We start from the raw sequence: 21,776 nt of genomic DNA, 5'->3' as shown, positions 1-21,776 counted from the left end.
GAGCACATCACTCATAATGATGGGGTCACAGGTTCAAATCCCGTCGTAGCCACCAAATTATTGGGGTGTCGCCAAGCGGTAAGGCTCTGGTTTCTGATACCAGCATTCCGGGGTTCGAATCCCTGCACCCCAGCCATAAAAAGACAATTTGATCAAACACCTATTGGGGTGTCGCCAAGCGGTAAGGCACTGGTTTCTGATACCAGCATTCCGGGGTTCGAATCCCTGCACCCCAGCCAAATTGCACAACAAAGCCCGCTTATGCGGGCTTTATTGTTTTCTGCGTTCGGGGATTAATCAGGAGCGCATAAATGCGCTCCCTACGATCACAAACCTAATGCGTAACGCAGCACCTTGCGTTTCAACGCTCCAGCATTCTCGGCCGCAATCAGCGCCAGGTTACGTGCAAAGCGCAGCGGCGGCAGCTTATTACTAAACGCGAAGTAGAACAGATCCATTCCACCTTGCATCAGTAAGTTGTCCTTATAACGCTGGCGATGATAGCGCTGTAGCACAGCGTCCGATGACCAGAGTTCAGCCTGGTTGCGCGCCTCGACAAGCGTCGTGATCAACGCATCCACATCCCGATAGCCCAGATTAACGCCCTGCCCGGCCAACGGATTGATGGTGTGCGCCGCATCGCCCACCAGCGCCAAACCCGGCATCACATACCGTGTGGCATGACGCCGCACCAACGGGAAAGATGCGGCGGATTTCACCCGAATATGCCCAACGCGTGCCGGGAAGTGAGCATAAATCTCTTTCTCCAATTGCTGGAGTGGCAAACTTTGCAACTGGCGGATGCGCGCGGGCGCGTCGTACCACACCAGCGAAGCGCGACGATCAAACAGCGGCAGGAAAGCGCGCGGCCCTTGTGGCGTAAACTGCTGCCAGGTGGAATCGCCTGCATCCTGCTCGCACTCCACGCTGATCAGCATGCAGGATTGCGCATAGTGCCAGCCACGCACGCCAATGCCCGCTAACTGCCGCACACGCGAGTTGGCGCCATCTGCGCCGACCACTAAACGCGCATCCAGCGTTTGGCCGTTATCGAGTTGCACATGCCAGCCAGCACGGTGCGGCTGCAAACCCTGTAAGCTCGCCGGGCAGATCAGCGTGATGCCCTCTTCGTGCATCTTTTCCCACAGCGCACGTTGCAGCACGCTATTTTCCACCATAAAGCCCAGCTCAGGCAGCCCAAGCGATGCCGCATCAAACTTCACATGTGCGTTTTGCCACTCCCAGGTTTCCAGCTGACGATAAGGTGCACAACGCATCGCCTGCACGCGCGACCAGACATCCAGTTGCTGCAACAACGCCACCGACGAGGCACCAATGGCGGAGATGCGCACATCCGGCTCGCTGCTGGCATCAAAGATTGCGGGTTCCGCCCGTTCAATCACCGCTACGCGGAACTGCTGCTGCGCCAGACCACATGCCAGCGCCGCACCGACCATGCCACCGCCCACGATCACCACATCAAAATGTGAATCCTGCATCGACTCTAATCCTTCTTTTTGCCGTGAGGCCTTCCGGCATCACGTTGATAGCTAAAGTGTACCGGAAATTAGCCACGTGATGCGATGCAGATGCGTGAAGCCTGGTAACAACAGCGTCGAAGCATTACAATACGCGCCCTGCACTTCGCTTGAATCAATGGCTAGTTCGATGACCAAAAAACTGCACATCAAAACCTGGGGCTGTCAGATGAATGAATACGATTCATCGAAGATGGCCGATCTGCTGAACAGTACGCACGGCTACACCCTTACCGAGGAAGCTGAAGAGGCGGATGTTCTGCTGCTCAACACCTGCTCTATCCGTGAAAAGGCGCAGGAGAAGGTTTTTGCTCTGTTAGGCCGTTGGAAAAAGCTGAAAGCAACCAATCCCGATCTGATTATCGGCGTGGGTGGCTGTGTCGCCTCACAGGAAGGTGAACGCCTGCGTCAGCGCGCCAGTTACGTCGATATCGTCTTTGGCCCGCAAACGTTGCATCGCCTGCCGGAGATGATCAACACCGTGCGCGGCAGCAAAAGCCCGGTTGTTGACATCAGCTTTCCGGAAATCGAGAAGTTTGACCGCCTGCCAGAACCGCGCGCCGATGGCCCAACTGCCTTCGTATCGATCATGGAAGGCTGCAATAAATATTGTACTTTCTGCGTGGTGCCTTACACCCGTGGCGAGGAAGTCAGCCGCCCAAGCGACGATATTCTGCTGGAAATCGCGCAGCTTGCCGCTCAGGGCGTACGTGAAGTTAACCTGCTGGGCCAGAACGTCAACGCCTACCGCGGTGCCACTTTTGATGGCGACATCTGCACCTTTGCTGAATTACTGCGCTTAGTGGCGGCGATCGACGGCATTGACCGAATTCGCTTCACCACCAGCCATCCGATTGAATTCACCGATGACATCATCGAGGTTTACCGCGATACGCCTGAGCTGGCGAGTTTCCTGCACCTGCCGGTACAGAGCGGCTCAGATCGCATCCTGACGCTGATGAAGCGCGCGCACACCGCACTCGAGTACAAAGCGATTATCCGCAAGCTTAAAGCTGCGCGTCCGGATATCCAGCTGAGCTCGGATTTCATCATTGGTTTCCCCGGCGAAACGCAGCAGGATTTTGAGCAGACCATGAAGCTGGTTGGCGAAGTGAATTTCGATGTTAGCTTCAGCTTTATCTACTCGATGCGTCCAGGTACGCCGGCCGCCGATCTGCCCGACGATGTAACAGAAGAGGAGAAAAAGCAGCGTCTCTTCATTCTGCAGGACCGCATCAATCAGCAGGTGATGGCGTGGAGCCGCCGCATGCTGGGCACCACACAGCGCGTGTTGGTAGAGGGCATTTCACGTAAGAATGTGATGGAGCTGACCGGCCGCACCGATAATAACCGCGTGGTGAACTTTGAAGCGCCGGTAGAAATGATCGGTAAGTTTGTTGATGTTGAAATTGTTGATGTCTATGCCAGCTCCCTGCGCGGCGTGCTGGTGCGCACCGAAGATCAAATGGCGCTACGTGTGGCCGAAAGCCCGGCTTCGGTGATTGCTCGTACCCGAAAAGAGAACGACATCGGCGTCGGCATGTTCCAGCCTTGAAACCTCGAACGTTGAGCGACAGCGCACAACGCGCTGTCGCCTGTTTCATCCCAAAGCCCTTGCTTTCCACAAGTGCTGCCCAAATATCGTTTCTGAAGCTTGCGCCTCGGCGTAGCGCCATAAATAATTCCCTAAAGATGTTGAGAGATTGCTCTTCAGCATCCGGCACACTTTTTCAACTGGCCCTGAGTGACCTTAAGGATTCATTTGAATATCGAAACGCGTGAAATCGCCCTTGAACCGGCAGATAACCAACGACTGATGAGCTTGTGCGGTCCGATGGATGACAATGTGAAACAGCTGGAGCGCCGTTTGGGCCTTGAAATCAAACGCCGCGATAACCAGTTCACCCTCACTGGCCGCTCGCTGTGCGTGGACGCCGCCGTCAATATTCTGCGCACGCTGTACGTTGATACCGCCCCGATGCGCGGTCAGATTAAAGATATCGAACCGGACCAGATTCACCTGGCGATCAAAGAGAGCCGCGTGCTGGAACAGAGCGCTGAGAGCGTGCCGGAATTCGGCAAAGCGGTGAACATCAAGACCAAACGCGGGGTGATCAAACCGCGTACGCCTAATCAGGCGCAGTACATCGCCAATATCTTCGCGCACGACATCACCTTTGGTATCGGCCCGGCCGGTACCGGTAAAACCTATCTGGCGGTCGCTGCGGCAGTGGATGCGCTGGAACGTCAGGAGATTCGCCGTATTCTGCTGACGCGCCCAGCGGTTGAAGCCGGGGAAAAACTCGGCTTCCTGCCCGGCGATCTCAGCCAGAAGGTCGATCCCTATCTGCGCCCACTGTACGACGCGCTGTTCGAAATGCTCGGCTTTGAACGTGTAGAGAAGCTGATTGAGCGCAACGTGATTGAAGTGGCTCCGCTGGCCTATATGCGCGGACGTACCCTCAACGACGCCTTTGTGATTCTCGATGAGAGCCAGAACACCACCATCGAGCAGATGAAGATGTTTCTGACGCGTATCGGCTTCAATTCCAAAGCGGTCATTACCGGCGACATCACGCAGATTGACTTGCCGCGCAGCACCAAATCCGGCCTGCGCCACGCCATTGAAGTGCTGGCAGAAGTCGATGAAATTAGCTTTAACTTTTTCCACAGCGAAGACGTGGTGCGTCATCCGGTTGTCGCACGCATCGTGAATGCTTATGAAGCCTGGGAAACCGCCGACCAGAAACGCCGTGATCAACAGGCAGAAGAGCGCAAACGCGAAGCTATTGCAGCGCAGCTTGCCAGCCAAACCAGCCCGCAGGAGCGTTCATGAGCGCGGTGATTCTTGATTTACAACTGGCCTGTACTGATGAAAACCATCTGCCGGCAGAGAGTGATTTTCAACGCTGGCTGGAAGCGGCGGTAACGCCGTTTCAACCAGAAAGCGAAGTCACGATTCGTCTGGTGGATGAAGCTGAGAGTAATGAGCTTAATCTGACTTATCGCGGCAAAGATAAGCCGACCAACGTGCTGTCATTCCCGTTTGAAGCACCGCCGGGCATTGAACTGCCGTTGCTCGGCGATCTGATTATTTGCCGCCAGGTTGTTGAGCAAGAGGCTGCTGAACAAGGCAAAACCGTCGAAGCGCACTGGGCGCATATGGTGGTGCACGGTACGCTGCATCTGCTGGGTTACGACCATATCGAAGATGAAGAAGCCGAAGAGATGGAGGCGCTGGAGACCGAGATAATGCTTGCTCTTGGTTATCCTGATCCGTACATTTCGGAGAAAGAAGACGCCTGAGCCGCTGGTTCAGGTTATTGCGCTGCTGGCGCGGATGCCGGCAGCCCCAATCCCTCATTAGAGAGAACTAAATAAAAACGCCATGAGCGACGACCATTCTCAAAACAGCGACGCACCCAGTAGTAAAAAGGGATTTTTCTCCCTGTTAATCAACCAACTGTTTCACGGTGAACCTAAAAACCGTGATGAACTGCTGGGGTTAATCCGCGATTCTGAGCAAAAAGAGCTGATCGATCAGGACACCCGCGACATGCTCGAAGGGGTGCTGGATATTGCCGAACAGCGCGTGCGCGACATCATGATCCCACGCTCGCAAATGATCACCCTGAAACGCAACCAAACTCTGGAAGAGTGCCTTGCGGTGATTATTGAATCCGCGCATTCACGCTTCCCGGTGATCAGCGAAGACAAAGATCACGTTGAAGGCATTTTGATGGCCAAAGACCTGCTGCCGTTTATGGCCAGCGCGTCTGAGCCGTTCAGCATCGAAAAAGTGCTGCGTCCCGCCGTGGTGGTACCGGAAAGCAAGCGCGTCGATCGCATGCTGAAGGAGTTCCGCTCGCAGCGTTATCACATGGCGATTGTGATTGATGAATTTGGTGGCGTCTCGGGTCTGGTGACGATTGAAGATATTCTTGAGCTGATTGTCGGCGAAATTGAAGATGAGTATGACGATGAAGAAGATCGTGATATCCGTCAGCTCAATCGTTACACCTATACCATGCGCGCCTTAACGCAAATTGAAGATTTTAATGAGGTCTTTGGCACCGATTTCAGCGATGACGAAGTCGATACCATTGGCGGATTGGTCATGCAGGGATTCGGCCACCTTCCCGCTCGCGGCGAAAGTATTGTCATTGATGGCTATCAGTTCAAAGTCGCCATGGCTGACAGCCGCCGTATCATCCAGGTGCATGTAAAAATTCCGGAAGACTCACCACAACCGCAACTGGAAGACGAATAATTTTATGGCTTTAGCCTCTCTTTACTCGCAGCAGCGGGTTCGCCTGCTGCTGGCGTTAATTACGGGTGCCATTGGCACCCTTTCCTTTTCCCCCTACGATTTCTGGCCCGCAGCGTTAATTTCACTGTTTGGTCTGCAACTGTTGCTGCTGGAACGTCGCACTGCGCAGGCAGCAGCGATCGGCTTTGTTTGGGGCTTTGGACTGTTTGGCAGCGGCATCAACTGGGTTTACGTCAGCATCGCCACCTTTGGCGGCATGCCCGGCCCGGTGAACATCTTCCTGGTGATTCTGCTCGCGGCCTATCTGTCGCTTTATCCAATACTGTTTGCCCTCGTGCTCAACCGTTTCTGGCCGCGCGCCACAATCTGGCGTTTGGCTTTAGCGGCACCGGCACTGTGGCAAATTAGCGAGTTCCTGCGCGGTTGGGTGCTCACCGGTTTTCCGTGGCTGCAGTTTGGTTACAGCCAGATCGATGGTCCGCTAAAAGGCCTCGCGCCGCTGGCGGGTGTGGAGACCATTACCTTCCTGTTGATGGTGATCGCGGGCCTGCTGGTGCACGCGCTTCATCATCGTACCGTGAAAAGTTTGATTGCCGCCGCGCTACTGCTGTTATTGCCGTGGCCGCTGCGCATGTTGCAGTGGTATCAGCCGCTGCCGGAACGCAGCGTTGATGTTGCGATGGTGCAAGGCAATATTCCGCAGTCGATGAAGTGGGATCCGCAGCAACTGCTGAACACGCTGCGCGTTTATACCTCATACAGCCAGCCGTTTATCGGCAAAGCGCCGATCATTATCTGGCCCGAATCAGCGATAACCGATTTAGAAAGCAACCAGCAGCCGTTCCTTCGAGCGCTGGACGCTGACCTGCGCGCACGCGGCAGCTCACTGATTACCGGTATCGTGGATTCACGGGTGGAAGGCGATAATCGTTATCACGACTACAACTCGGTGATCGTGCTGGGTGGCGAGCAGCCTTACAGCTATCAGAGCCAGAACCGCTATCAGAAGAATCATCTGGTGCCATTCGGTGAGTTTGTGCCGCTGGAAGCGTTGCTGCGTCCGCTGGCGCCTTTTTTCGATTTGCCAATGTCCTCTTTCAGCCGTGGCGCCTATGTCCAGCCGCAGCTAAAAGTGTCGGGTTATAACCTGACCAGCGCTATCTGCTATGAGATTGTGCTGGGCGAACAAGTGCGCGCTAACTTCCGTCCCGATACCAACTTCCTGCTAACCGTCTCCAACGATGCCTGGTTCGGTCACTCCATCGGGCCGTGGCAGCATTTCCAGATGGCACGCATGCGCGCACTGGAGCTGGGACGTCCGTTACTGCGCTCCACCAATAACGGTGTCACAGCGGTGGTGAATGCCAACGGTGAGGTGGAGAAAGCGTTGCCACAGTTCACCCGTGATGTGCTGGAAGCCAAAGTGACGCCAACAACCGGCGAAACGCCGTATGCCAAAGCGGGCATCTGGCCGGTGTGGATGCTGACATTGATTGGCATTGTGGTGGCCATTCTGCGCCGTCGCCACTAGTTCAGGCTGCTATGCAAACAGGCGAAGTGAATACTTCGCCTTTTTTATGCGCTGTTTTCTCTTCCTTCCGTTGTGCTTTCCCCGATTCTCTGCTGGCTTTTTACACTTATTCATCGTGCTGGCACGATCATTGCTATTTATTTCAGTGATTTTCGCAAACATCGGCTTTTGTAAGCGTAGTGCAACCTTGACGCACTAATTTATGGCAATGATGCGCACTCTATTAGCGCATCGGTGAATTTTTGCCTTTTATTGGTGCGGAGCGGCTCGCAAAAAAGAAACTTTTTTGTTTCATTGCGTTAACAATTCGCTATGTTAATCACTATCCTGCGTGCAGTTGCGCTATGGGATAACTAAAAAAGCAGCACGAAATACACACAACATCACAATCTGCGCAGTTTATGTTCTGCGCGACATCCATACGAAGGAGTTGGAACATGCAGATACGCAAAGTGGCATTATCTCTTTTGCTGTTGGGAGCAGCAGCGGGAGCGGCCCAGGCGGAAGATCTCACTGGTACCCTGAAAAAAATCAATGATAGCGGCGTGATCGTCGTTGGGCATCGTGAATCATCAGTTCCCTTTTCTTACTATGACAACCAGCAAAAAGTGGTTGGCTATTCACAGGATTATTCAAACGCCATCATCGAGGCTATCAAGGCCAAACTGAATAAGCCTGATTTGCAGATTAAAATGTTGCCGATTACCTCGCAGAACCGTATTCCCCTGTTGCAGAACGGGACTTACGATTTTGAGTGCGGTTCTACCACCAACAACCTGGAACGCCAAAAGCAAGCGGCATTCTCTGACACCGTATTCATCATCGGTACGCGTCTGCTGGTGAAAAAAGGCGGCGACATCAAAGATTTCCCTGATCTGAAGGGCAAAACCGTTGTCGTGACCTCCGGAACCACCTCTGAAGTTCTGCTGCACAAGCTGAACGACGAGCAGAAAATGGATATGCGCATCATTAGCGCGAAAGACCATGGCGATTCTTTCCGTACGCTGGAAACCGGTCGTGCTGTGGCCTTCATGATGGATGACGCGCTGCTGGCGGGTGAACGTGCCAAAGCCAAGAAGCCAGACAACTGGGATATCGTGGGTACGCCGCAATCGAAAGAAGCTTACGGCTGCATGCTGCGCAATCAGGATCCACAGTTCAAACAGCTGATGGATGAAACCATTGCTAAAGCGCAGACCTCTGGCGAAGCCTCAAAATGGTTTGAAACCTGGTTCAAACAGCCGATTCCACCGAAGAATCTGAACCTGAACTTCGAACTTTCAAGCGATATGCAGGCCCTGTTCAAAGCACCGAACGACAAAGCACTCTGAATTAACAACGACAACAAGGGCAGCCCCGCTGCCCTCTCGATTGCTGAACATGCGGTGCGGACAGACAGACTGTAACAGGCCGTTCCCCTGAAGCAGGATGCAAGACACCGCTCAACAATCTTATGGGTAGCCTCGCTACCCTTTTTTTACCGGAGCTCGTTATGGGTATCGATTGGAACTGGGGCATTTTTCTTGAACAGGCCCCGTTCGGCAATACGACTTACCTCGGCTGGCTGTGGTCCGGTTTTCAGGTCACCATTGCGGTGTCCTGCTGCGCCTGGATTATCGCCTTCCTGGTAGGTTCCTTATTTGGCATTCTGCGTACCGTGCCCAACCGCCTGCTGGCGGCGATTGGCACCTGCTACGTGGAACTGTTCCGTAATATCCCGCTGATTGTGCAGTTCTTCTTCTGGTATCTGGTGGCGCCAGAACTGGTGGGCGAAAAGCTGGGCATGTGGTTTAAGTCGGAGCTGGATCCGAACATTCAGTTCTTCCTCTCTTCCACCATCTGTCTCGGCTTGTTCACCGCCGCACGCGTGTGTGAACAGGTGCGCGCCGCGATTCAGTCGCTGCCACGTGGTCAGAAAAATGCAGGCTTAGCGATGGGCCTGACGCTGCCGCAAACCTACCGCTATGTACTGTTGCCGAATGCGTATCGCGTGATTGTGCCGCCGATGACCTCGGAAATGCTTAACCTGGTGAAGAACTCGGCGATCGCCTCGACCATCGGTTTGGTGGATATGGCCGCGCAGGCCGGCAAGCTGCTGGATTACTCCGCGCATGCCTATGAATCCTTTACCGCCATCACTCTGGCGTACGTCGGCATTAATCTGGTGATCATGCTGATTATGAGTGTGGTAGAACGCAAAATTCGCCTGCCTGGCAATATGGGAGGCAAATAATGTACGAGTTTGACTGGAGTTCGATTGTTCCCAGCCTGCCTTACCTATGGAATGGCTTGATCATTACCTTCAAGATCACCGCGATTGCCGTGGTGTTTGGCATTATCTGGGGCACGATTTTGGCGGTGATGCGTTTATCGCCGATCGCGCCGGTGCGCTGGTTTGCCAAGCTTTACGTCAACCTGTTCCGCTCCGTACCCCTGGTGATGGTGCTGCTGTGGTTTTATTTGGTGGTGCCCGCATTCCTGCAGCAGGTACTGGGCTTATCGCCTAAATCGGATATCCGCCTGATTTCCGCCATGGTGGCATTTGCGCTCTTTGAAGCGGCGTACTATTCGGAAATCATCCGTGCCGGTATTCAGAGCATCTCTCGCGGCCAATCCAATGCCGCACTGGCGCTTGGCATGACGCATTGGCAATCGATGAAACTGATCGTGCTGCCGCAAGCGTTCCGCGCCATGGTGCCGCTGCTGCTAACCCAGGGCATCGTGCTGTTCCAGGATACCTCGCTGGTCTATGTACTGAGCCTGGCTGATTTCTTCCGCACCGCGTCCACCATTGGTGAGCGTGACGGAACCCAGGTTGAAATGATTTTGTTTGCTGGTCTGGTCTACTTTGTGATCAGCCTGAGCGCTTCGCTGTTGGTTACCTATCTGAAAAGAAAGAGGACGGTTTAAATGATTAGCCTGAAAAATGTTTCAAAGTGGTATGGGCACTTTCAGGTGCTGACCGACTGCTCCACCGAAGTGAAAAAAGGTGAAGTGGTGGTGGTCTGCGGTCCGTCTGGCTCAGGTAAATCAACGCTGATTAAAACCGTGAACGGCCTGGAGCCGATTCAAAAGGGCAGCATTCAGGTGACCGGCACCGAAGTGAACAACAAAAAAACCAACCTTGCTCAGTTACGTAGCAAAGTCGGCATGGTGTTCCAGCACTTTGAGCTGTTCCCGCATCTCAGCATCATTGAGAACCTGACGCTGGCGCAGGTTAAAGTGCTGAAGCGTGACAAAGCGGCCTCGCGTGAGAAAGCCCAAGGCCTGCTAAAACGCGTCGGGCTCTCTGCGCACGCGGATAAGTTCCCTGGTCAGCTTTCTGGTGGTCAGCAGCAGCGCGTGGCAATCGCGCGTGCGTTATGTATGGATCCGGTGGCGATGCTGTTTGATGAGCCGACGTCAGCGCTTGATCCTGAAATGATCAACGAAGTGTTGGACGTGATGGTTGAATTAGCCAATGAAGGCATGACCATGATGGTGGTGACGCATGAGATGGGCTTTGCACGCAAAGTCGCCAACCGCGTGATCTTTATGGATGAAGGGAAAATTATCGAAGACACCAATAAGGATGACTTCTTTAACAACCCGCAATCCGATCGTGCCAAAGACTTCCTGGCGAAGATTCTGCACTGATTCAATATCCTCAAGCCAGGTGCGCATTAATGCGCACCCTACAAAATCACCTCACTTTTGTAGGGTCGTCATTAATGACGACCTGGCTACCTTTCATCAGGGTTCAAACGGCTGACGCTGGAACTGATCGTGCCCACACTCCGGGCAGCGCGTTAAGCTCTCTGGCGTATAAATCGCCCGCGTGAAGCCGCACTTTTCACAGACTAAATTCCCCAGGCCGACCACTTCGCCGCTCTGGTAAACGCCGTGATGGCGCAAATCCTGAAACACCTCACGCCACTCTAACTGACTTTTATCGGTGATATCCGCCAGCTCCTTCCACAGACTTTCGCGAATCACGCGCAAAAACACCGAGTCGCCAACTACATCAGAAGACTCCTGAGAGCTCAGCGCAAACTCGTGTAAATCGCGGCGCACGGCGCGCATTACTTCATTCACCTCGGCGGGCGACAGCGTTTTTTTCGCCAGCAAACTTTGCCGCGCCTCGGCCACCAGCGCATCAACATCGCGCTCGCCATGATCCAATCGCTGGGATAATGCTTCAATCGTTGCACGGTATTCCTGCGCCACGTTATTCATTTTGTTCTCCTTTTCGCTGCGGATACTGCTGTTAAGTTTAGCGGTTTTGTCACAATTGCATGGGCAGCAACCGAAGAAATCACAAAAGGGTGAAAGCGGCGGCGCATTCGGCAGAAATCCGGCCTGCGAGGGCGTGAAAAGTTGTTGAGGCGCAGCCTTATGGGTATGCTATGCGGATCTAAAAGTATGCTTAGCGATTTTCACAAAGGACCACAGGCAGCCATGCAAGAGCAATACCGCCCGGAAGAGATAGAATCCCGCGTCCAACAACACTGGGACGAAAACGAAACCTTTAAAGTGACCGAGCAGGAAGGCAAAGAGAAATATTACTGCCTTTCGATGCTGCCCTATCCTTCTGGCCGCCTGCACATGGGTCACGTGCGTAACTACACCATTGGCGATGTGATTGCGCGCTACCAGCGTATGCTCGGCAAAAACGTTCTGCAGCCGATTGGTTGGGATGCATTTGGTCTGCCAGCGGAAGGCGCTGCGGTAAAAAACAACACTGCGCCTGCGCCGTGGACCTACGACAATATCGCCTACATGAAGAACCAGCTGAAATTGCTGGGCTTTGGCTACGACTGGAGCCGCGAACTGGCGACCTGCCAGCCAGAATACTATCGCTGGGAACAGTGGTTCTTCACAAAGCTGTATGAAAAAGACATGGTCTACAAAAAGACCTCTGCGGTGAACTGGTGCCCGAATGATCAGACCGTACTGGCCAACGAACAGGTTATCGACGGCTGCTGCTGGCGCTGCGATACCAAAGTTGAGCGCAAAGAGATCCCACAGTGGTTCGTTAAAATCACCGCCTATGCGGAAGAGCTGCTCAACGACCTCGACAAGCTGGAAGATTGGCCGGAACAGGTCAAAACCATGCAGCGCAACTGGATTGGCCGTTCTGAAGGCGTGGAAATCACCTTTGACGTTGCCAACAGCGCCGAGAAGCTGACCGTTTACACCACCCGTCCAGACACCTTTATGGGCGCTACTTATGTAGCAGTAGCTGCAGGTCATCCACTGGCGCAGCAAGCGGCTGCCACTCATCCTGCACTGGCTGAATTCATCGACGAATGCCGTACCACCAAAGTCGCCGAGGCTGATATGGCAACGATGGAGAAAAAAGGCATGGCCACCGGCCTGTTTGCTATCCATCCGCTGACCGGTGAAAAGATTCCGGTGTGGGTTGCTAACTTCGTATTAATGGAGTACGGCACCGGCGCGGTAATGGCCGTTCCAGGCCACGATCAGCGTGACTGGGAGTTCGCCACCAAATACAACCTGAACATCAAGCCAGTGATCCTGAATCTTGACGGTTCAGAACCGGATGTAAGTGCTGCCGCGATGACCGATAAAGGCGCGCTGTTCAACTCAGGTGAATACAACGGTCTGGATCATCAGGCGGGCTTCAACGCCATCGCCGATGCGCTGGCAGCCAAAGGCGTGGGCGAGCGTAAAGTAAATTACCGTCTGCGCGACTGGGGCGTTTCCCGTCAGCGTTACTGGGGTGCACCAATCCCAATGGTGACGCTGGAAGATGGCACCGTGATGCCAACGCCAGAAGATCAGTTGCCGGTCATCCTGCCAGAAGACGTAGTGATGGACGGCATCACCAGCCCAATCAAAGCCGATCCTGAGTGGGCCAAAACCACCGTTAACGGCCAGCCGGCGCTGCGTGAAACCGACACCTTCGACACCTTTATGGAGTCATCCTGGTACTACGCGCGCTATACCTGCGCCAACTACCATGAAGGCATGCTGGATCCGGCGGCGGCGAACTACTGGCTGCCGGTCGATCAGTATGTGGGTGGTATCGAACACGCCATCATGCACCTGATGTATTTCCGCTTCTATCACAAGCTGCTGCGTGATGCTGGCCTGGTCAACTCGGATGAGCCAGCCAAACGCCTGCTGTGTCAGGGCATGGTGCTGGCTGATGCGTTCTACTATCTCGGCGTGAACGGCGAGCGTAACTGGGTTTCTCCGGTTGACGTCACCGTTGAGCGCGATGAGAAAGGCCGCATTATTAAAGCCATCGACAATGAAGGTCGTGAAGTGGTTTACGCCGGCATGAGCAAAATGTCGAAGTCGAAAAACAACGGCATCGATCCACAGCTGATGGTTGAGCGTTACGGTGCAGATACCGTACGTCTGTTCATGATGTTTGCTTCGCCAGCAGAGATGACGCTGGAGTGGCAGGAATCGGGCGTTGAAGGTGCCAACCGCTTCCTGAAGCGCGTGTGGAAACTGGCTTACGAACACATTGCCAAAGGCGCGACCGTGGCGCTGGACGTCAACAGCCTGAATGACGATCAGAAAGCGCTGCGTCGCGATCTGCACAAAACTATCGCCAAAGTGGCCGATGACGTGGGTCGTCGTCAGACGTTCAACACCGCCATCGCTGCCATCATGGAACTGATGAACAAGCTGATCCGTGCCCCGCAGGAGAGCGAGCAAGATCGCGCGCTGCTGCAGGAAGCGCTGGTCGCTGTGACGCGTCTGCTCTATCCGTTCACCCCGCACGCCAGCTATGTATTATGGCAAGCGCTGGGCGGCGAAGGCAGCATCGACGAAGCCAGCTGGCCGGTAGCCGATGAAGCGGCCATGGTGGAAGATTCGCTGCTGGTCGTGGTGCAGGTGAATGGCAAAGTGCGCGGCAAGATTACCGTTGCGACGGATGCCACGCAGGAGCAGGTGCAGGCGCGTGCTGCGCAGGAGCATTTGGTGGCGAAATATCTGGATGGCGTCACCATTCGTAAAGTGATTTATGTCCCCGGCAAACTGCTTAACCTGGTCGTAGGTTAAGTTCAGGAGGAACTGTGCGACAACTGATTATCAGGCTGTTTGTCCTGCTTGCGGTATTGATTACCGCAGGCTGTGGTTTCCACCCGCGCGGCACCACCTCGGTGCCGAGTGAGATGAAAACCCTTATCGTCCAGAGCGGCGATCCCTATGGCCCACTGGCGCGAGCCGTGCGCCAGCAGCTGCGGATCAACAATGTCACCATCATTGAAGACAGCAAAGCAGCCAGCGCAAAATACCCAACGCTGCGTTTGGGTGCTGAAGGCCAGGGACGTGATACCGCTTCGGTGTTCATCAGCGGTACTACCGCAGAATACTCGCTGGTGATGACGGTCACTGCACAGGTTCTGCTGCCGGGTAAAGGTATCTACCCGATCAGCACCACCGTGTATCGCTCCTTCTTCGACAACCCGAATGCCGCACTGGCGAAGGATGCCGAACAGGATATGATCGTGCAGGAGATGCGTCAGCGCGCGTCCGAGCAGTTAGTCCGTAAACTGCTGACCGTGCATGCCGCGCAGGAAAGCAACAAAGATACTTTGCCGCAGCCTGAGACGATTGCACCGGGACAGAACTCACCGGAAGTGTCTTCTTCGTCAGCCACCAGTCTGCAATGATCAGGATTTATCCTGAACAACTGAGCGCGCAGCTCCGAGAGGGGCTGCGCGCCTGTTATTTTCTCACCGGTAATGAACCCCTGCTGATTCAGGAAAGCGCGGATGCGATCCGAGCTACCGCCAGCGCACAGGGATTTGAAGAGCACTTCAGCGTCACCATCGATGCGCAAACCGATTGGGATGCGATCTTTGTCAGCTGCCAATCGCTCAGCCTGTTTACCCAACGCCAAACCCTGACACTGCAACTGCCTGAAAACGGTCCAAACGCCGCTATCGCCGAGCAGTTGATGAAACTCTCTACGCTGCTGCACAGCGATATTTTGCTGGTGCTGCGCATGGCGAAACTGACCAAAGCACAGGAAAATAGCGCCTGGTTTAAAGCGCTGAGCGCGCAGGCGGTGTTAGTGCCGTGCCAGACGCCTGAACAAGCGCAACTGCCGCGCTGGGTGGCGAGTCGCGCCAAAGCGATGAAGTTGAGCGTTGATGATGCAGCGATCCAGCTGCTTTGCTACTGCTATGAAGGGAATCTGCTGGCGCTGTCGCAGGCGCTGGAACGCTTATCGCTGTTGTGGCCGGATGGCAAATTGACGCTGCCGCGCGTCGAGGCCGCCGTCAACGATGCCGCGCACTTTACTCCGTTCCATTGGGTGGATGCGCTGCTGGCGGGAAAAAGCAAACGCGCCCTGCACATCCTGCATCAGCTGGAGAAAGAGGACAGCGAAGCGGTGATTCTGCTGCGCACGCTGCAACGCGATTTACTCACGCTGCTGCATCTGCAACGTAATCAGGCCAAACAAGCGCTGCGCACGCTAATGGATCAGCAACGCATCTGGCAAAACCGCCGCGCGTTGTTTACCGAAGCCTTGCAGCGCCTTGATGCGCAGCGTTTACAACGTGCGGTGCATTTGCTGGCAGAGCTGGAACTCAGCATGAAGCAGGATTACGGCCAAAACCTGTGGCCGCAGCTGGAAACGCTGTCGCTGCTGCTGTGTCACCGCGATTTCCCACTGAGCTTTACCGATGTCTAAACTCTACGCCCTGTTTGGCGGCACCTTCGATCCGATTCACTACGGCCATCTCCGCCCGGTAGAAGCGCTGGCCCAGCAAGTGGGTTTGAAAAAGGTCACATTGCTACCCAACAACGTGCCGCCGCATCGCCCGCAGCCGGAAGCCATTGCGCAACAGCGCGTTGAGATGCTGCGCTGTGCCATCGCCGATCGCCCGCTGTTTGATATCGATACGCGTGAACTGGAGCGTGCAACGCCGTCCTGGACGGTGGCTACGCTGGAAGCACTGCGTGCGGAACGCGGCACAGAACAGCCCCTCGGGTTTATCATCGGCCAGGATTCTCTGCTAACGTTAGCCAAATGGCATCGCTGGCAAGATTTGCTGTCGCTGTGCCATTTGCTGGTGTGTAAGCGTCCGGGTTACGCCGCCCAGATGGAAACGCCTGAGATGCAGCAATGGCTTGATGAGCATCTCGCCGATGATGTGCAGCAGCTTCATCACTCACCTGCAGGACACATCTGGCTGGCAGATACGCCGCTGCTCGACATTTCCGCCACCGAAATCCGTCAGCGCCGCCATGCGGGGATCTCCTGCGCGGATTTACTGCCAGATGCAGTGATCGACTACATCGATAGCGTTGGCTTATATCGCAGCTAAAGGCAGCATGCTATACTGCGCCGCTTCATTTTCGGCTACCTTTCTCGCATCGTTAGCCCGTCCGTAATCACCTGTTTTTAAGGGGAACCTTTTGCAAGGTAAAGCACTCCAAGAGTTCGTTATTGATAAGATTGATGATCTCAAAGGCCAGGACATCATTGCTATTGATGTTCAGGGCAAATCCAGCATCACCGATTGCATGATTATTTGCACCGGCACTTCAACACGTCACGTCGCTTCTATCGCCGATCATGTGGTGCAGGAATCGCGCACTGCGGGCCTGAGGCCACTGGGTGTTGACAGCAAAACCGCCTCCGATTGGGTGGTCGTTGACCTGGGTGACGTGATTGTGCACGTGATGGAAGCAGAGAGCCGCCAGCTGTACGAGCTGGAAAAACTCTGGAGCTAAGACGTGAAACTGCAGCTTGTAGCCGTCGGCACTAAAATGCCCGACTGGGTTCAGACCGGTTTCATGGAGTATCTGCGCCGCTTCCCGAAAGATATGCCGTTTGAACTGATCGAAGTGACTGCCGGCAAACGCGGCAAGAACGCCGACATCAAACGCATTCTGGAAAAAGAAGGTGAAGCGATGCTGGCCGCCGTGGGCAAAGGCAATCGTATTGTCACGCTGGATATCCCCGGGCAGCCGTGGGAAACCCCACAGTTGGCGCAGCAACTTGAACGCTGGAAACTGGATGGCCGCGATGTCAGCCTGTTGATCGGCGGTCCGGAAGGACTGGCACCCGCGTGCAAGGCCGCTGCCGAACAAAGCTGGTCACTGTCAGCGCTCACGTTGCCACATCCGCTGGTGCGTGTGCTGGTAGCAGAAAGCCTGTATCGTGCGTGGAGCATCACCACGAATCATCCTTATCATCGTGAATAAACGCCTGACAACCCCAGACAATAAATGTAGCGGATGAAATTACAGAGCAACGCCTTTCGCGATTACACTGCCGAACAGAAACTTTTTGTCCGCCGAGCATTGGTGGCTTTTGTTGGCATCCTGCTGCTCTCCAGCATTCTGGTGGTCAATATGTACCACCTGCAAATTCTGCGCTTTGACGACTACAGCACCCGTTCGAATGAAAACCGCATCAAACTGGTGCCGGTGGCGCCGAGTCGCGGCATTATTTTTGATCGTAACGGCGTGCCGCTAGCGTTGAATCGCACCATCTATCAGGCCGAACTGATGCCGGAAAAGGTCGAAAACCTGAAGCAGACCTTGCAGGATCTGCGTCCGGTGCTGGATCTGACCGACGACGATATCGATGCGTTTGAAAAAGAGCGCAAACGCTCACGCCGCTTTACCTCGATTCCGGTCAAAATCGGTTTAAACGAGGTGCAGGTAGCGCGTTTTGCCGTCAATCAGTACCGTTTTCCTGGCGTGGAAGTAAAAGGCTATCAGCGCCGCTACTATCCTTACGGCCAGACGCTGACGCATGTGGTGGGCTACGTCTCTAAAATTAACGATCGCGATGTCACACGCCTCGATCAGGAAGGCAAATGGCCGAACTATGCGGCTACCCATGATATCGGCAAGCTCGGCATCGAGAACTATTACGAAGATGTGCTGCACGGTAAAACCGGTTATGAAGAGGTTGAAGTTAACAACCGTGGCCGCGTCATCCGCCAGCTGCACGAGCAGTCTCCGCAGGCCGGACGCGATATTTATCTGACGGTTGACCTCAAGCTGCAGCAATACATCGAAACCTTGCTCACCGGCAGCCGCGCGGCGGTGGTGGTAAGCGATCCGCGCACCGGCGAAATCCTTGCGCTGGTGTCAACGCCGAGCTATGACCCGAACCTGTTTGTCGACGGCATCTCCAGCAAAGATTACAAAGCACTGTTGAGCGACGAAAACCGTCCGCTGTATAACCGTGCGCTGCAAGCTTCCTATCCACCGGCTTCCACGGTGAAACCTTACGTTGCCGTGTCGGCACTGAGCGCAGGCGTAATCAACCGCAACACCAGCCTGTTCGATCCCGGCTGGTGGCAACTGCCCGGCTCGGAAAAGCGCTATCGCGACTGGAAAAAATGGGGCCACGGCCGCCTGAACGTCACCAAATCGCTGGAAGAATCAGCGGATACCTTCTTCTATCAGGTCGCCTACGATATGGGCATCGATCGCCTGTCGGAGTGGATGACTAAGTTTGGTTACGGCCATCGCACCGGCATTGACCTGCCGCAGGAGAGCGCGGGCAACATGCCTACACGCGAGTGGAAGCTTAAGCGCTTTAAGAAACCGTGGTATCAAGGTGACACCATTCCGGTGGGTATTGGTCAGGGCTACTGGACAGCGACACCGATTCAGATGAACAAAGCGATGATGATTCTGATTAACGACGGTGTGATCAAGGTGCCGCACTTACTGCGCGCCACGCGTGAAGGCCAAACCATGGTGCCCTATCGCCAGCCGCCGGATGCACCGATTGGCGACATTCACTCAGGCTACTGGGAAATTGCTAAAGACGGCATGTATGGCGTAGCGAACCGCGCCAACGGTACGGCACACAAGAGTTTTGCCGATGCGCCTTACAAAATCGCCGCCAAATCCGGTACCGCACAGGTTTACGGCCTGAAAGAAAATGAAGTCTATAACGCGCACAAGATTGCAGAGCGCTTGCGCGACCATAAATTAATGACCGCTTACGCGCCGTACGATAAGCCGCGCGTGGCCGTCACCATGATTCTGGAAAACGGCGGCGCAGGTCCGGCTGTTGGCACCGTGATGCGCCAGATTCTCGACCACATTATGTTAGGCGACAATAATACCGTGCTGCCAGAAGCCGCACCGATGCCGCCCGGCTACGAAGGTGAATAACAATGTCCATGAACGATAGTCCGCAGAAAAGATCGATCTGGACGCGCATCCATATCGACCCGCTGTTTATGCTGATCATTCTCAGCTTGCTGACCTACAGCGCCATTGTCATCTGGAGCGCCAGCGGACAGGATCCCGGCATGACCGAGCGTAAGTTCGGGCAGATTGCCATGGGCATCGTCATCATGCTGGTGCTGGCGCAGGTGCCGCCGCGCGTTTACGAAAGCTGGGCACCCTATCTCTATATTGTCTGCGTGATATTGCTGATCGCGGTGGATGCCTTTGGCCACATCAGTAAAGGCGCACAGCGCTGGCTCGATTTGGGTTTTGTGCGCTTTCAGCCCTCGGAGATCGCCAAGATTGCCGTGCCGCTGATGGTGGCGCGCTTTATTAACCGCGATGTCTGTCCGCCGACGCTGAAAAACACCGGCATCGCGCTGGTGCTGATTTTCATGCCGACGCTGCTGGTGGCGGCACAGCCTGACCTGGGTACGTCGATTCTGATCGCCGCTTCCGGTCTATTTGTGCTGTTTTTATCCGGTATGAGCTGGAAGCTAATTGGTATCGCCGTGCTGCTGGTGGCGGCCTTTATCCCGATTTTGTGGTTCTTCCTGATGCACGATTATCAGCGTGACCGCGTGATGATGCTGCTGGACCCGGAAAGCGACCCGCTCGGCGCCGGTTATCACATTATTCAGTCGAAGATTGCTATCGGTTCCGGTGGCCTGCGCGGCAAAGGCTGGCTGCATGGCACCCAATCGCAGCTGGAATTCCTGCCTGAGCGTCATACCGACTTTATTTTTGCCGTGTTAGCGGAAGAACTCGGCCTGGTTGGCGTGTTGTTATTGCTGGTACTCTATTTGCTGCTGATCATGCGCGGACTGATTATCGCTGCGCGTGCGCAGACCACCTTTGGTCGCGTGATGGCGGGCGGTTTGATGCTGATTTTATTCGTTTATGTTTTCGTTAACATTGGCATGGTAAGTGGTATCTTACCGGTGGTTGGCGTACCGCTGCCGCTGGTGAGCTACGGCGGATCGGCATTGATTGTGTTAATGGCTGGATTTGGCATTGTGATGTCGATCCATACTCATCGAAAAATGTTATCTAAAAGCGTTTAAGAGGCTGCACATGCGTAAGGACTGGCTTGGGGTTGCACTGGCATCATTGGTACTGGCTGCCTGTTCCACACCGGAACCGCAGAATAATACTGCGCCACCGCAACCGGCCTATAACGGCCCGGTAGTGGAAATTCCTGGCGTGGAACCACGCTATGAACCTATCAATCCTTCCACCAGCCAGGATTACAGCGTCAACGGTAAAAACTACCGCGTGATCAAAGATCCGTCGAACTACAGTGAAGTGGGTTTAGCCACCTGGTACGGTGACGAAGCGCAGGGTAATCGCACTGCTATCGGTGAATCTTACGATCCGGAAGGCATGACAGCCGCGCACCCTACGCTGCCGCTGCCGAGCTATGTGCGCGTCACTAACCTCGCCAACGGTCGCCAGATTGTGGTGCGCGTTAACGATCGCGGTCCTTATACGCCAGGCCGCATTATCGACCTGTCGCGTGCGGCGGGCGATCGCCTGAATATCTCTAACAATACCCGCGTGCGCGTTGATTACATCAAAGTGGCTCCGGATGGCTCAGTTTCTGGTCCCGGCACCATCGGAACCACCGTCGCCAAACAGAGCTATGCCCTGCCCGCGCGTCCGGACCTCGGCGGCGGTATGGTGATGATGGGCGGTAGCGCCAATGCGGCACCCGCGCCTGCACCGCAAGATGTGCGCGCCGTAGATAACAGCACCTTGCAAAGCAGTGACAGCATGGGTGCGCCAGTGCAAAGCAGCGGTTTTCTCGGTGCGCCGCAGCCGTTAGCCACGGGTGTGCTGGAAGGCAGCGAGCCGGTTGCCGCGCCAGCAGCACCAACCTCTCCCGCACCAGCCGTAGCCGCGCCTGCCAGCAGCCAGAATGCCCATGCTGGCAGCGGTTATGTGGTGCAGGTTGGTGCGATTAACGATCCAGCGCGGGCGCGCCAGCTGGCGGAAAGCCTGGGTAAACGTTTTGGCGTACCGGGCGCCGTTGAAGCCAATGGCAATGTCTATCGCATTCAGTTAGGCGGCTATAAAAGCCGTGCCGAAGCCGCCGCGTTGCAGCAGCGTCTAAACACTGAAGCGCAAATGAGCTCATTTATTACCACTGCCCGTCCATCAATGTAACGGACAGTGACATTTCCTGCTGAAACTGATTTGCAAAGCAAGATGTCGCCCGATCGGGGCGTTTGCTATAGTTAGGCACTTTTTTCACTCTAAA

General features: G+C 54.9%; 20 protein-coding genes and 2 tRNA genes. 20 read left to right on the top strand and 2 right to left on the bottom strand.

Annotated elements, in window-relative coordinates:
* Window positions 1–61 precede the first annotated feature (61 nt).
* Together RTM06_RS02515 and RTM06_RS02510 are read left to right on the top strand one after the other, a co-directional pair.
* Window positions 62–136, top strand: a tRNA-Gln gene (locus RTM06_RS02515).
* 28 nt (window positions 137–164) lie between these two features.
* Window positions 165–239 (top strand) — tRNA-Gln (locus RTM06_RS02510).
* An 87-nt stretch (window positions 240–326) separates the two neighbouring features.
* Here the strand turns inward: RTM06_RS02510 and ubiF are convergent.
* Window positions 327–1,499, bottom strand: a complete 1,173-nt coding sequence (gene ubiF, locus RTM06_RS02505) for a 3-demethoxyubiquinol 3-hydroxylase (protein WP_312179721.1) — start codon at window positions 1,497–1,499, stop codon at window positions 327–329.
* Between the two features lie 169 nt (window positions 1,500–1,668).
* Here ubiF and miaB point away from each other — a divergent pair, with 169 nt between their 5' ends.
* The 9 genes from miaB to RTM06_RS02460 all read left to right on the top strand — a co-directional run bounded on the left by miaB (window position 1,669) and on the right by RTM06_RS02460 (window position 10,975).
* The gene (gene miaB / locus RTM06_RS02500; protein ID WP_008103648.1) at window positions 1,669–3,093 is read left to right on the top strand and encodes a tRNA (N6-isopentenyl adenosine(37)-C2)-methylthiotransferase MiaB; all 1,425 of its coding nucleotides are present in this window, start codon (window positions 1,669–1,671) and stop codon (window positions 3,091–3,093) included.
* A 207-nt stretch (window positions 3,094–3,300) separates the two neighbouring features.
* A complete protein-coding gene (locus RTM06_RS02495) occupies window positions 3,301–4,374 on the top strand; it encodes a PhoH family protein (RefSeq protein ID WP_008103649.1) in 1,074 nt (357 codons plus the stop codon).
* On the top strand, window positions 4,371–4,844 hold the full coding sequence (gene ybeY, locus RTM06_RS02490; protein ID WP_256695912.1) for an rRNA maturation RNase YbeY: 474 nt from the start codon (window positions 4,371–4,373) through the stop codon (window positions 4,842–4,844). The genes RTM06_RS02495 and ybeY overlap by 4 nt, the downstream gene beginning before the upstream one ends.
* Window positions 4,845–4,926: 82 nt before the next feature.
* A complete protein-coding gene (corC, locus tag RTM06_RS02485) occupies window positions 4,927–5,808 on the top strand; it encodes a CNNM family magnesium/cobalt transport protein CorC (protein ID WP_256695911.1) in 882 nt (293 codons plus the stop codon).
* 4 nt (window positions 5,809–5,812) lie between these two features.
* Window positions 5,813–7,339 (top strand): apolipoprotein N-acyltransferase, encoded by a 1,527-nt coding sequence (gene lnt, locus RTM06_RS02480; protein WP_312179717.1) that lies wholly within the window; start codon window positions 5,813–5,815, stop codon window positions 7,337–7,339.
* A gap of 437 nt (window positions 7,340–7,776) precedes the next feature.
* A complete protein-coding gene (locus tag RTM06_RS02475; protein WP_312179716.1) occupies window positions 7,777–8,670 on the top strand; it encodes a glutamate/aspartate ABC transporter substrate-binding protein in 894 nt (297 codons plus the stop codon).
* 161 nt (window positions 8,671–8,831) lie between these two features.
* Window positions 8,832–9,572, top strand: a complete 741-nt coding sequence (locus RTM06_RS02470) for an amino acid ABC transporter permease (RefSeq protein ID WP_008103659.1) — start codon at window positions 8,832–8,834, stop codon at window positions 9,570–9,572.
* Window positions 9,572–10,249, top strand: a complete 678-nt coding sequence (gltK, locus tag RTM06_RS02465) for a glutamate/aspartate ABC transporter permease GltK (protein ID WP_007890689.1) — start codon at window positions 9,572–9,574, stop codon at window positions 10,247–10,249. Before RTM06_RS02470 ends, gltK begins: the two co-directional genes overlap by 1 nt.
* A complete protein-coding gene (locus RTM06_RS02460) occupies window positions 10,250–10,975 on the top strand; it encodes an amino acid ABC transporter ATP-binding protein (protein WP_008103661.1) in 726 nt (241 codons plus the stop codon).
* Window positions 10,976–11,071: 96 nt separating this feature from the next.
* Here the strand turns inward: RTM06_RS02460 and RTM06_RS02455 are convergent, their stop codons facing one another.
* Complete coding sequence (locus tag RTM06_RS02455; protein WP_312179713.1) at window positions 11,072–11,554, bottom strand: zinc ribbon-containing protein; 483 nt, start codon at window positions 11,552–11,554, stop codon at window positions 11,072–11,074.
* A 222-nt stretch (window positions 11,555–11,776) separates the two neighbouring features.
* Between RTM06_RS02455 and leuS the strand changes: the two genes are divergently transcribed.
* The 9 genes from leuS to rlpA all read left to right on the top strand — a co-directional run bounded on the left by leuS (window position 11,777) and on the right by rlpA (window position 21,682).
* Complete coding sequence (gene leuS / locus RTM06_RS02450; RefSeq protein ID WP_312179711.1) at window positions 11,777–14,359, top strand: leucine--tRNA ligase; 2,583 nt, start codon at window positions 11,777–11,779, stop codon at window positions 14,357–14,359.
* A 14-nt stretch (window positions 14,360–14,373) separates the two neighbouring features.
* On the top strand, window positions 14,374–14,973 hold the full coding sequence (gene lptE / locus RTM06_RS02445; protein WP_008103668.1) for an LPS assembly lipoprotein LptE: 600 nt from the start codon (window positions 14,374–14,376) through the stop codon (window positions 14,971–14,973).
* The gene (gene holA, locus RTM06_RS02440; protein ID WP_312179708.1) at window positions 14,970–16,001 is read left to right on the top strand and encodes a DNA polymerase III subunit delta; all 1,032 of its coding nucleotides are present in this window, start codon (window positions 14,970–14,972) and stop codon (window positions 15,999–16,001) included. Before lptE ends, holA begins: the two co-directional genes overlap by 4 nt.
* Window positions 15,994–16,638, top strand: coding sequence for a nicotinate-nucleotide adenylyltransferase (gene nadD / locus RTM06_RS02435; RefSeq protein ID WP_312179706.1), 645 nt, complete (start codon window positions 15,994–15,996; stop codon window positions 16,636–16,638). Before holA ends, nadD begins: the two co-directional genes overlap by 8 nt.
* A gap of 91 nt (window positions 16,639–16,729) precedes the next feature.
* A complete protein-coding gene (rsfS, locus tag RTM06_RS02430) occupies window positions 16,730–17,047 on the top strand; it encodes a ribosome silencing factor (protein ID WP_061717393.1) in 318 nt (105 codons plus the stop codon).
* A gap of 3 nt (window positions 17,048–17,050) precedes the next feature.
* Window positions 17,051–17,521: a 23S rRNA (pseudouridine(1915)-N(3))-methyltransferase RlmH gene (gene rlmH, locus RTM06_RS02425; protein WP_008103678.1), complete on the top strand. Its 471-nt coding sequence runs from the start codon at window positions 17,051–17,053 to the stop codon at window positions 17,519–17,521.
* A 33-nt stretch (window positions 17,522–17,554) separates the two neighbouring features.
* Entirely contained in the window at window positions 17,555–19,459 is a 1,905-nt protein-coding gene (mrdA, locus tag RTM06_RS02420; protein WP_256695903.1) for a peptidoglycan DD-transpeptidase MrdA, read from the top strand.
* Window positions 19,460–19,467: 8 nt separating this feature from the next.
* A complete protein-coding gene (gene mrdB / locus RTM06_RS02415; protein WP_036648258.1) occupies window positions 19,468–20,580 on the top strand; it encodes a peptidoglycan glycosyltransferase MrdB in 1,113 nt (370 codons plus the stop codon).
* Between the two features lie 10 nt (window positions 20,581–20,590).
* The gene (rlpA, locus tag RTM06_RS02410) at window positions 20,591–21,682 is read left to right on the top strand and encodes an endolytic peptidoglycan transglycosylase RlpA (protein ID WP_312179702.1); all 1,092 of its coding nucleotides are present in this window, start codon (window positions 20,591–20,593) and stop codon (window positions 21,680–21,682) included.
* Window positions 21,683–21,776 lie beyond the last annotated feature (94 nt).

The organism is Pantoea sp. CTOTU46764, from assembly GCF_031974595.1.
In the GTDB taxonomy this organism is placed as follows: Bacteria; Pseudomonadota; Gammaproteobacteria; order Enterobacterales; family Enterobacteriaceae; genus Pantoea; species Pantoea trifolii.
This window is presented reverse-complemented; position numbering and strand designations above follow the sequence as displayed.

Coding starts and splice junctions, on each gene's coding strand:
- RTM06_RS02460 (WP_008103661.1), top strand. CDS start 10,250: ATGATTAGCCTGAAAAATGTTTCAAAGTGGTATGGGCACTTTCAGGTG.
- RTM06_RS02475 (WP_312179716.1), top strand. CDS start 7,777: ATGCAGATACGCAAAGTGGCATTATCTCTTTTGCTGTTGGGAGCAGCA.
- gltK (WP_007890689.1), top strand. CDS start 9,572: ATGTACGAGTTTGACTGGAGTTCGATTGTTCCCAGCCTGCCTTACCTA.
- rlpA (WP_312179702.1), top strand. CDS start 20,591: ATGCGTAAGGACTGGCTTGGGGTTGCACTGGCATCATTGGTACTGGCT.
- RTM06_RS02455 (WP_312179713.1), bottom strand. CDS start 11,554: ATGAATAACGTGGCGCAGGAATACCGTGCAACGATTGAAGCATTATCC.
- lnt (WP_312179717.1), top strand. CDS start 5,813: ATGGCTTTAGCCTCTCTTTACTCGCAGCAGCGGGTTCGCCTGCTGCTG.
- mrdB (WP_036648258.1), top strand. CDS start 19,468: ATGAACGATAGTCCGCAGAAAAGATCGATCTGGACGCGCATCCATATC.
- ubiF (WP_312179721.1), bottom strand. CDS start 1,499: ATGCAGGATTCACATTTTGATGTGGTGATCGTGGGCGGTGGCATGGTC.
- leuS (WP_312179711.1), top strand. CDS start 11,777: ATGCAAGAGCAATACCGCCCGGAAGAGATAGAATCCCGCGTCCAACAA.
- mrdA (WP_256695903.1), top strand. CDS start 17,555: ATGAAATTACAGAGCAACGCCTTTCGCGATTACACTGCCGAACAGAAA.
- holA (WP_312179708.1), top strand. CDS start 14,970: ATGATCAGGATTTATCCTGAACAACTGAGCGCGCAGCTCCGAGAGGGG.
- miaB (WP_008103648.1), top strand. CDS start 1,669: ATGACCAAAAAACTGCACATCAAAACCTGGGGCTGTCAGATGAATGAA.
- corC (WP_256695911.1), top strand. CDS start 4,927: ATGAGCGACGACCATTCTCAAAACAGCGACGCACCCAGTAGTAAAAAG.
- RTM06_RS02470 (WP_008103659.1), top strand. CDS start 8,832: ATGGGTATCGATTGGAACTGGGGCATTTTTCTTGAACAGGCCCCGTTC.
- nadD (WP_312179706.1), top strand. CDS start 15,994: ATGTCTAAACTCTACGCCCTGTTTGGCGGCACCTTCGATCCGATTCAC.
- ybeY (WP_256695912.1), top strand. CDS start 4,371: ATGAGCGCGGTGATTCTTGATTTACAACTGGCCTGTACTGATGAAAAC.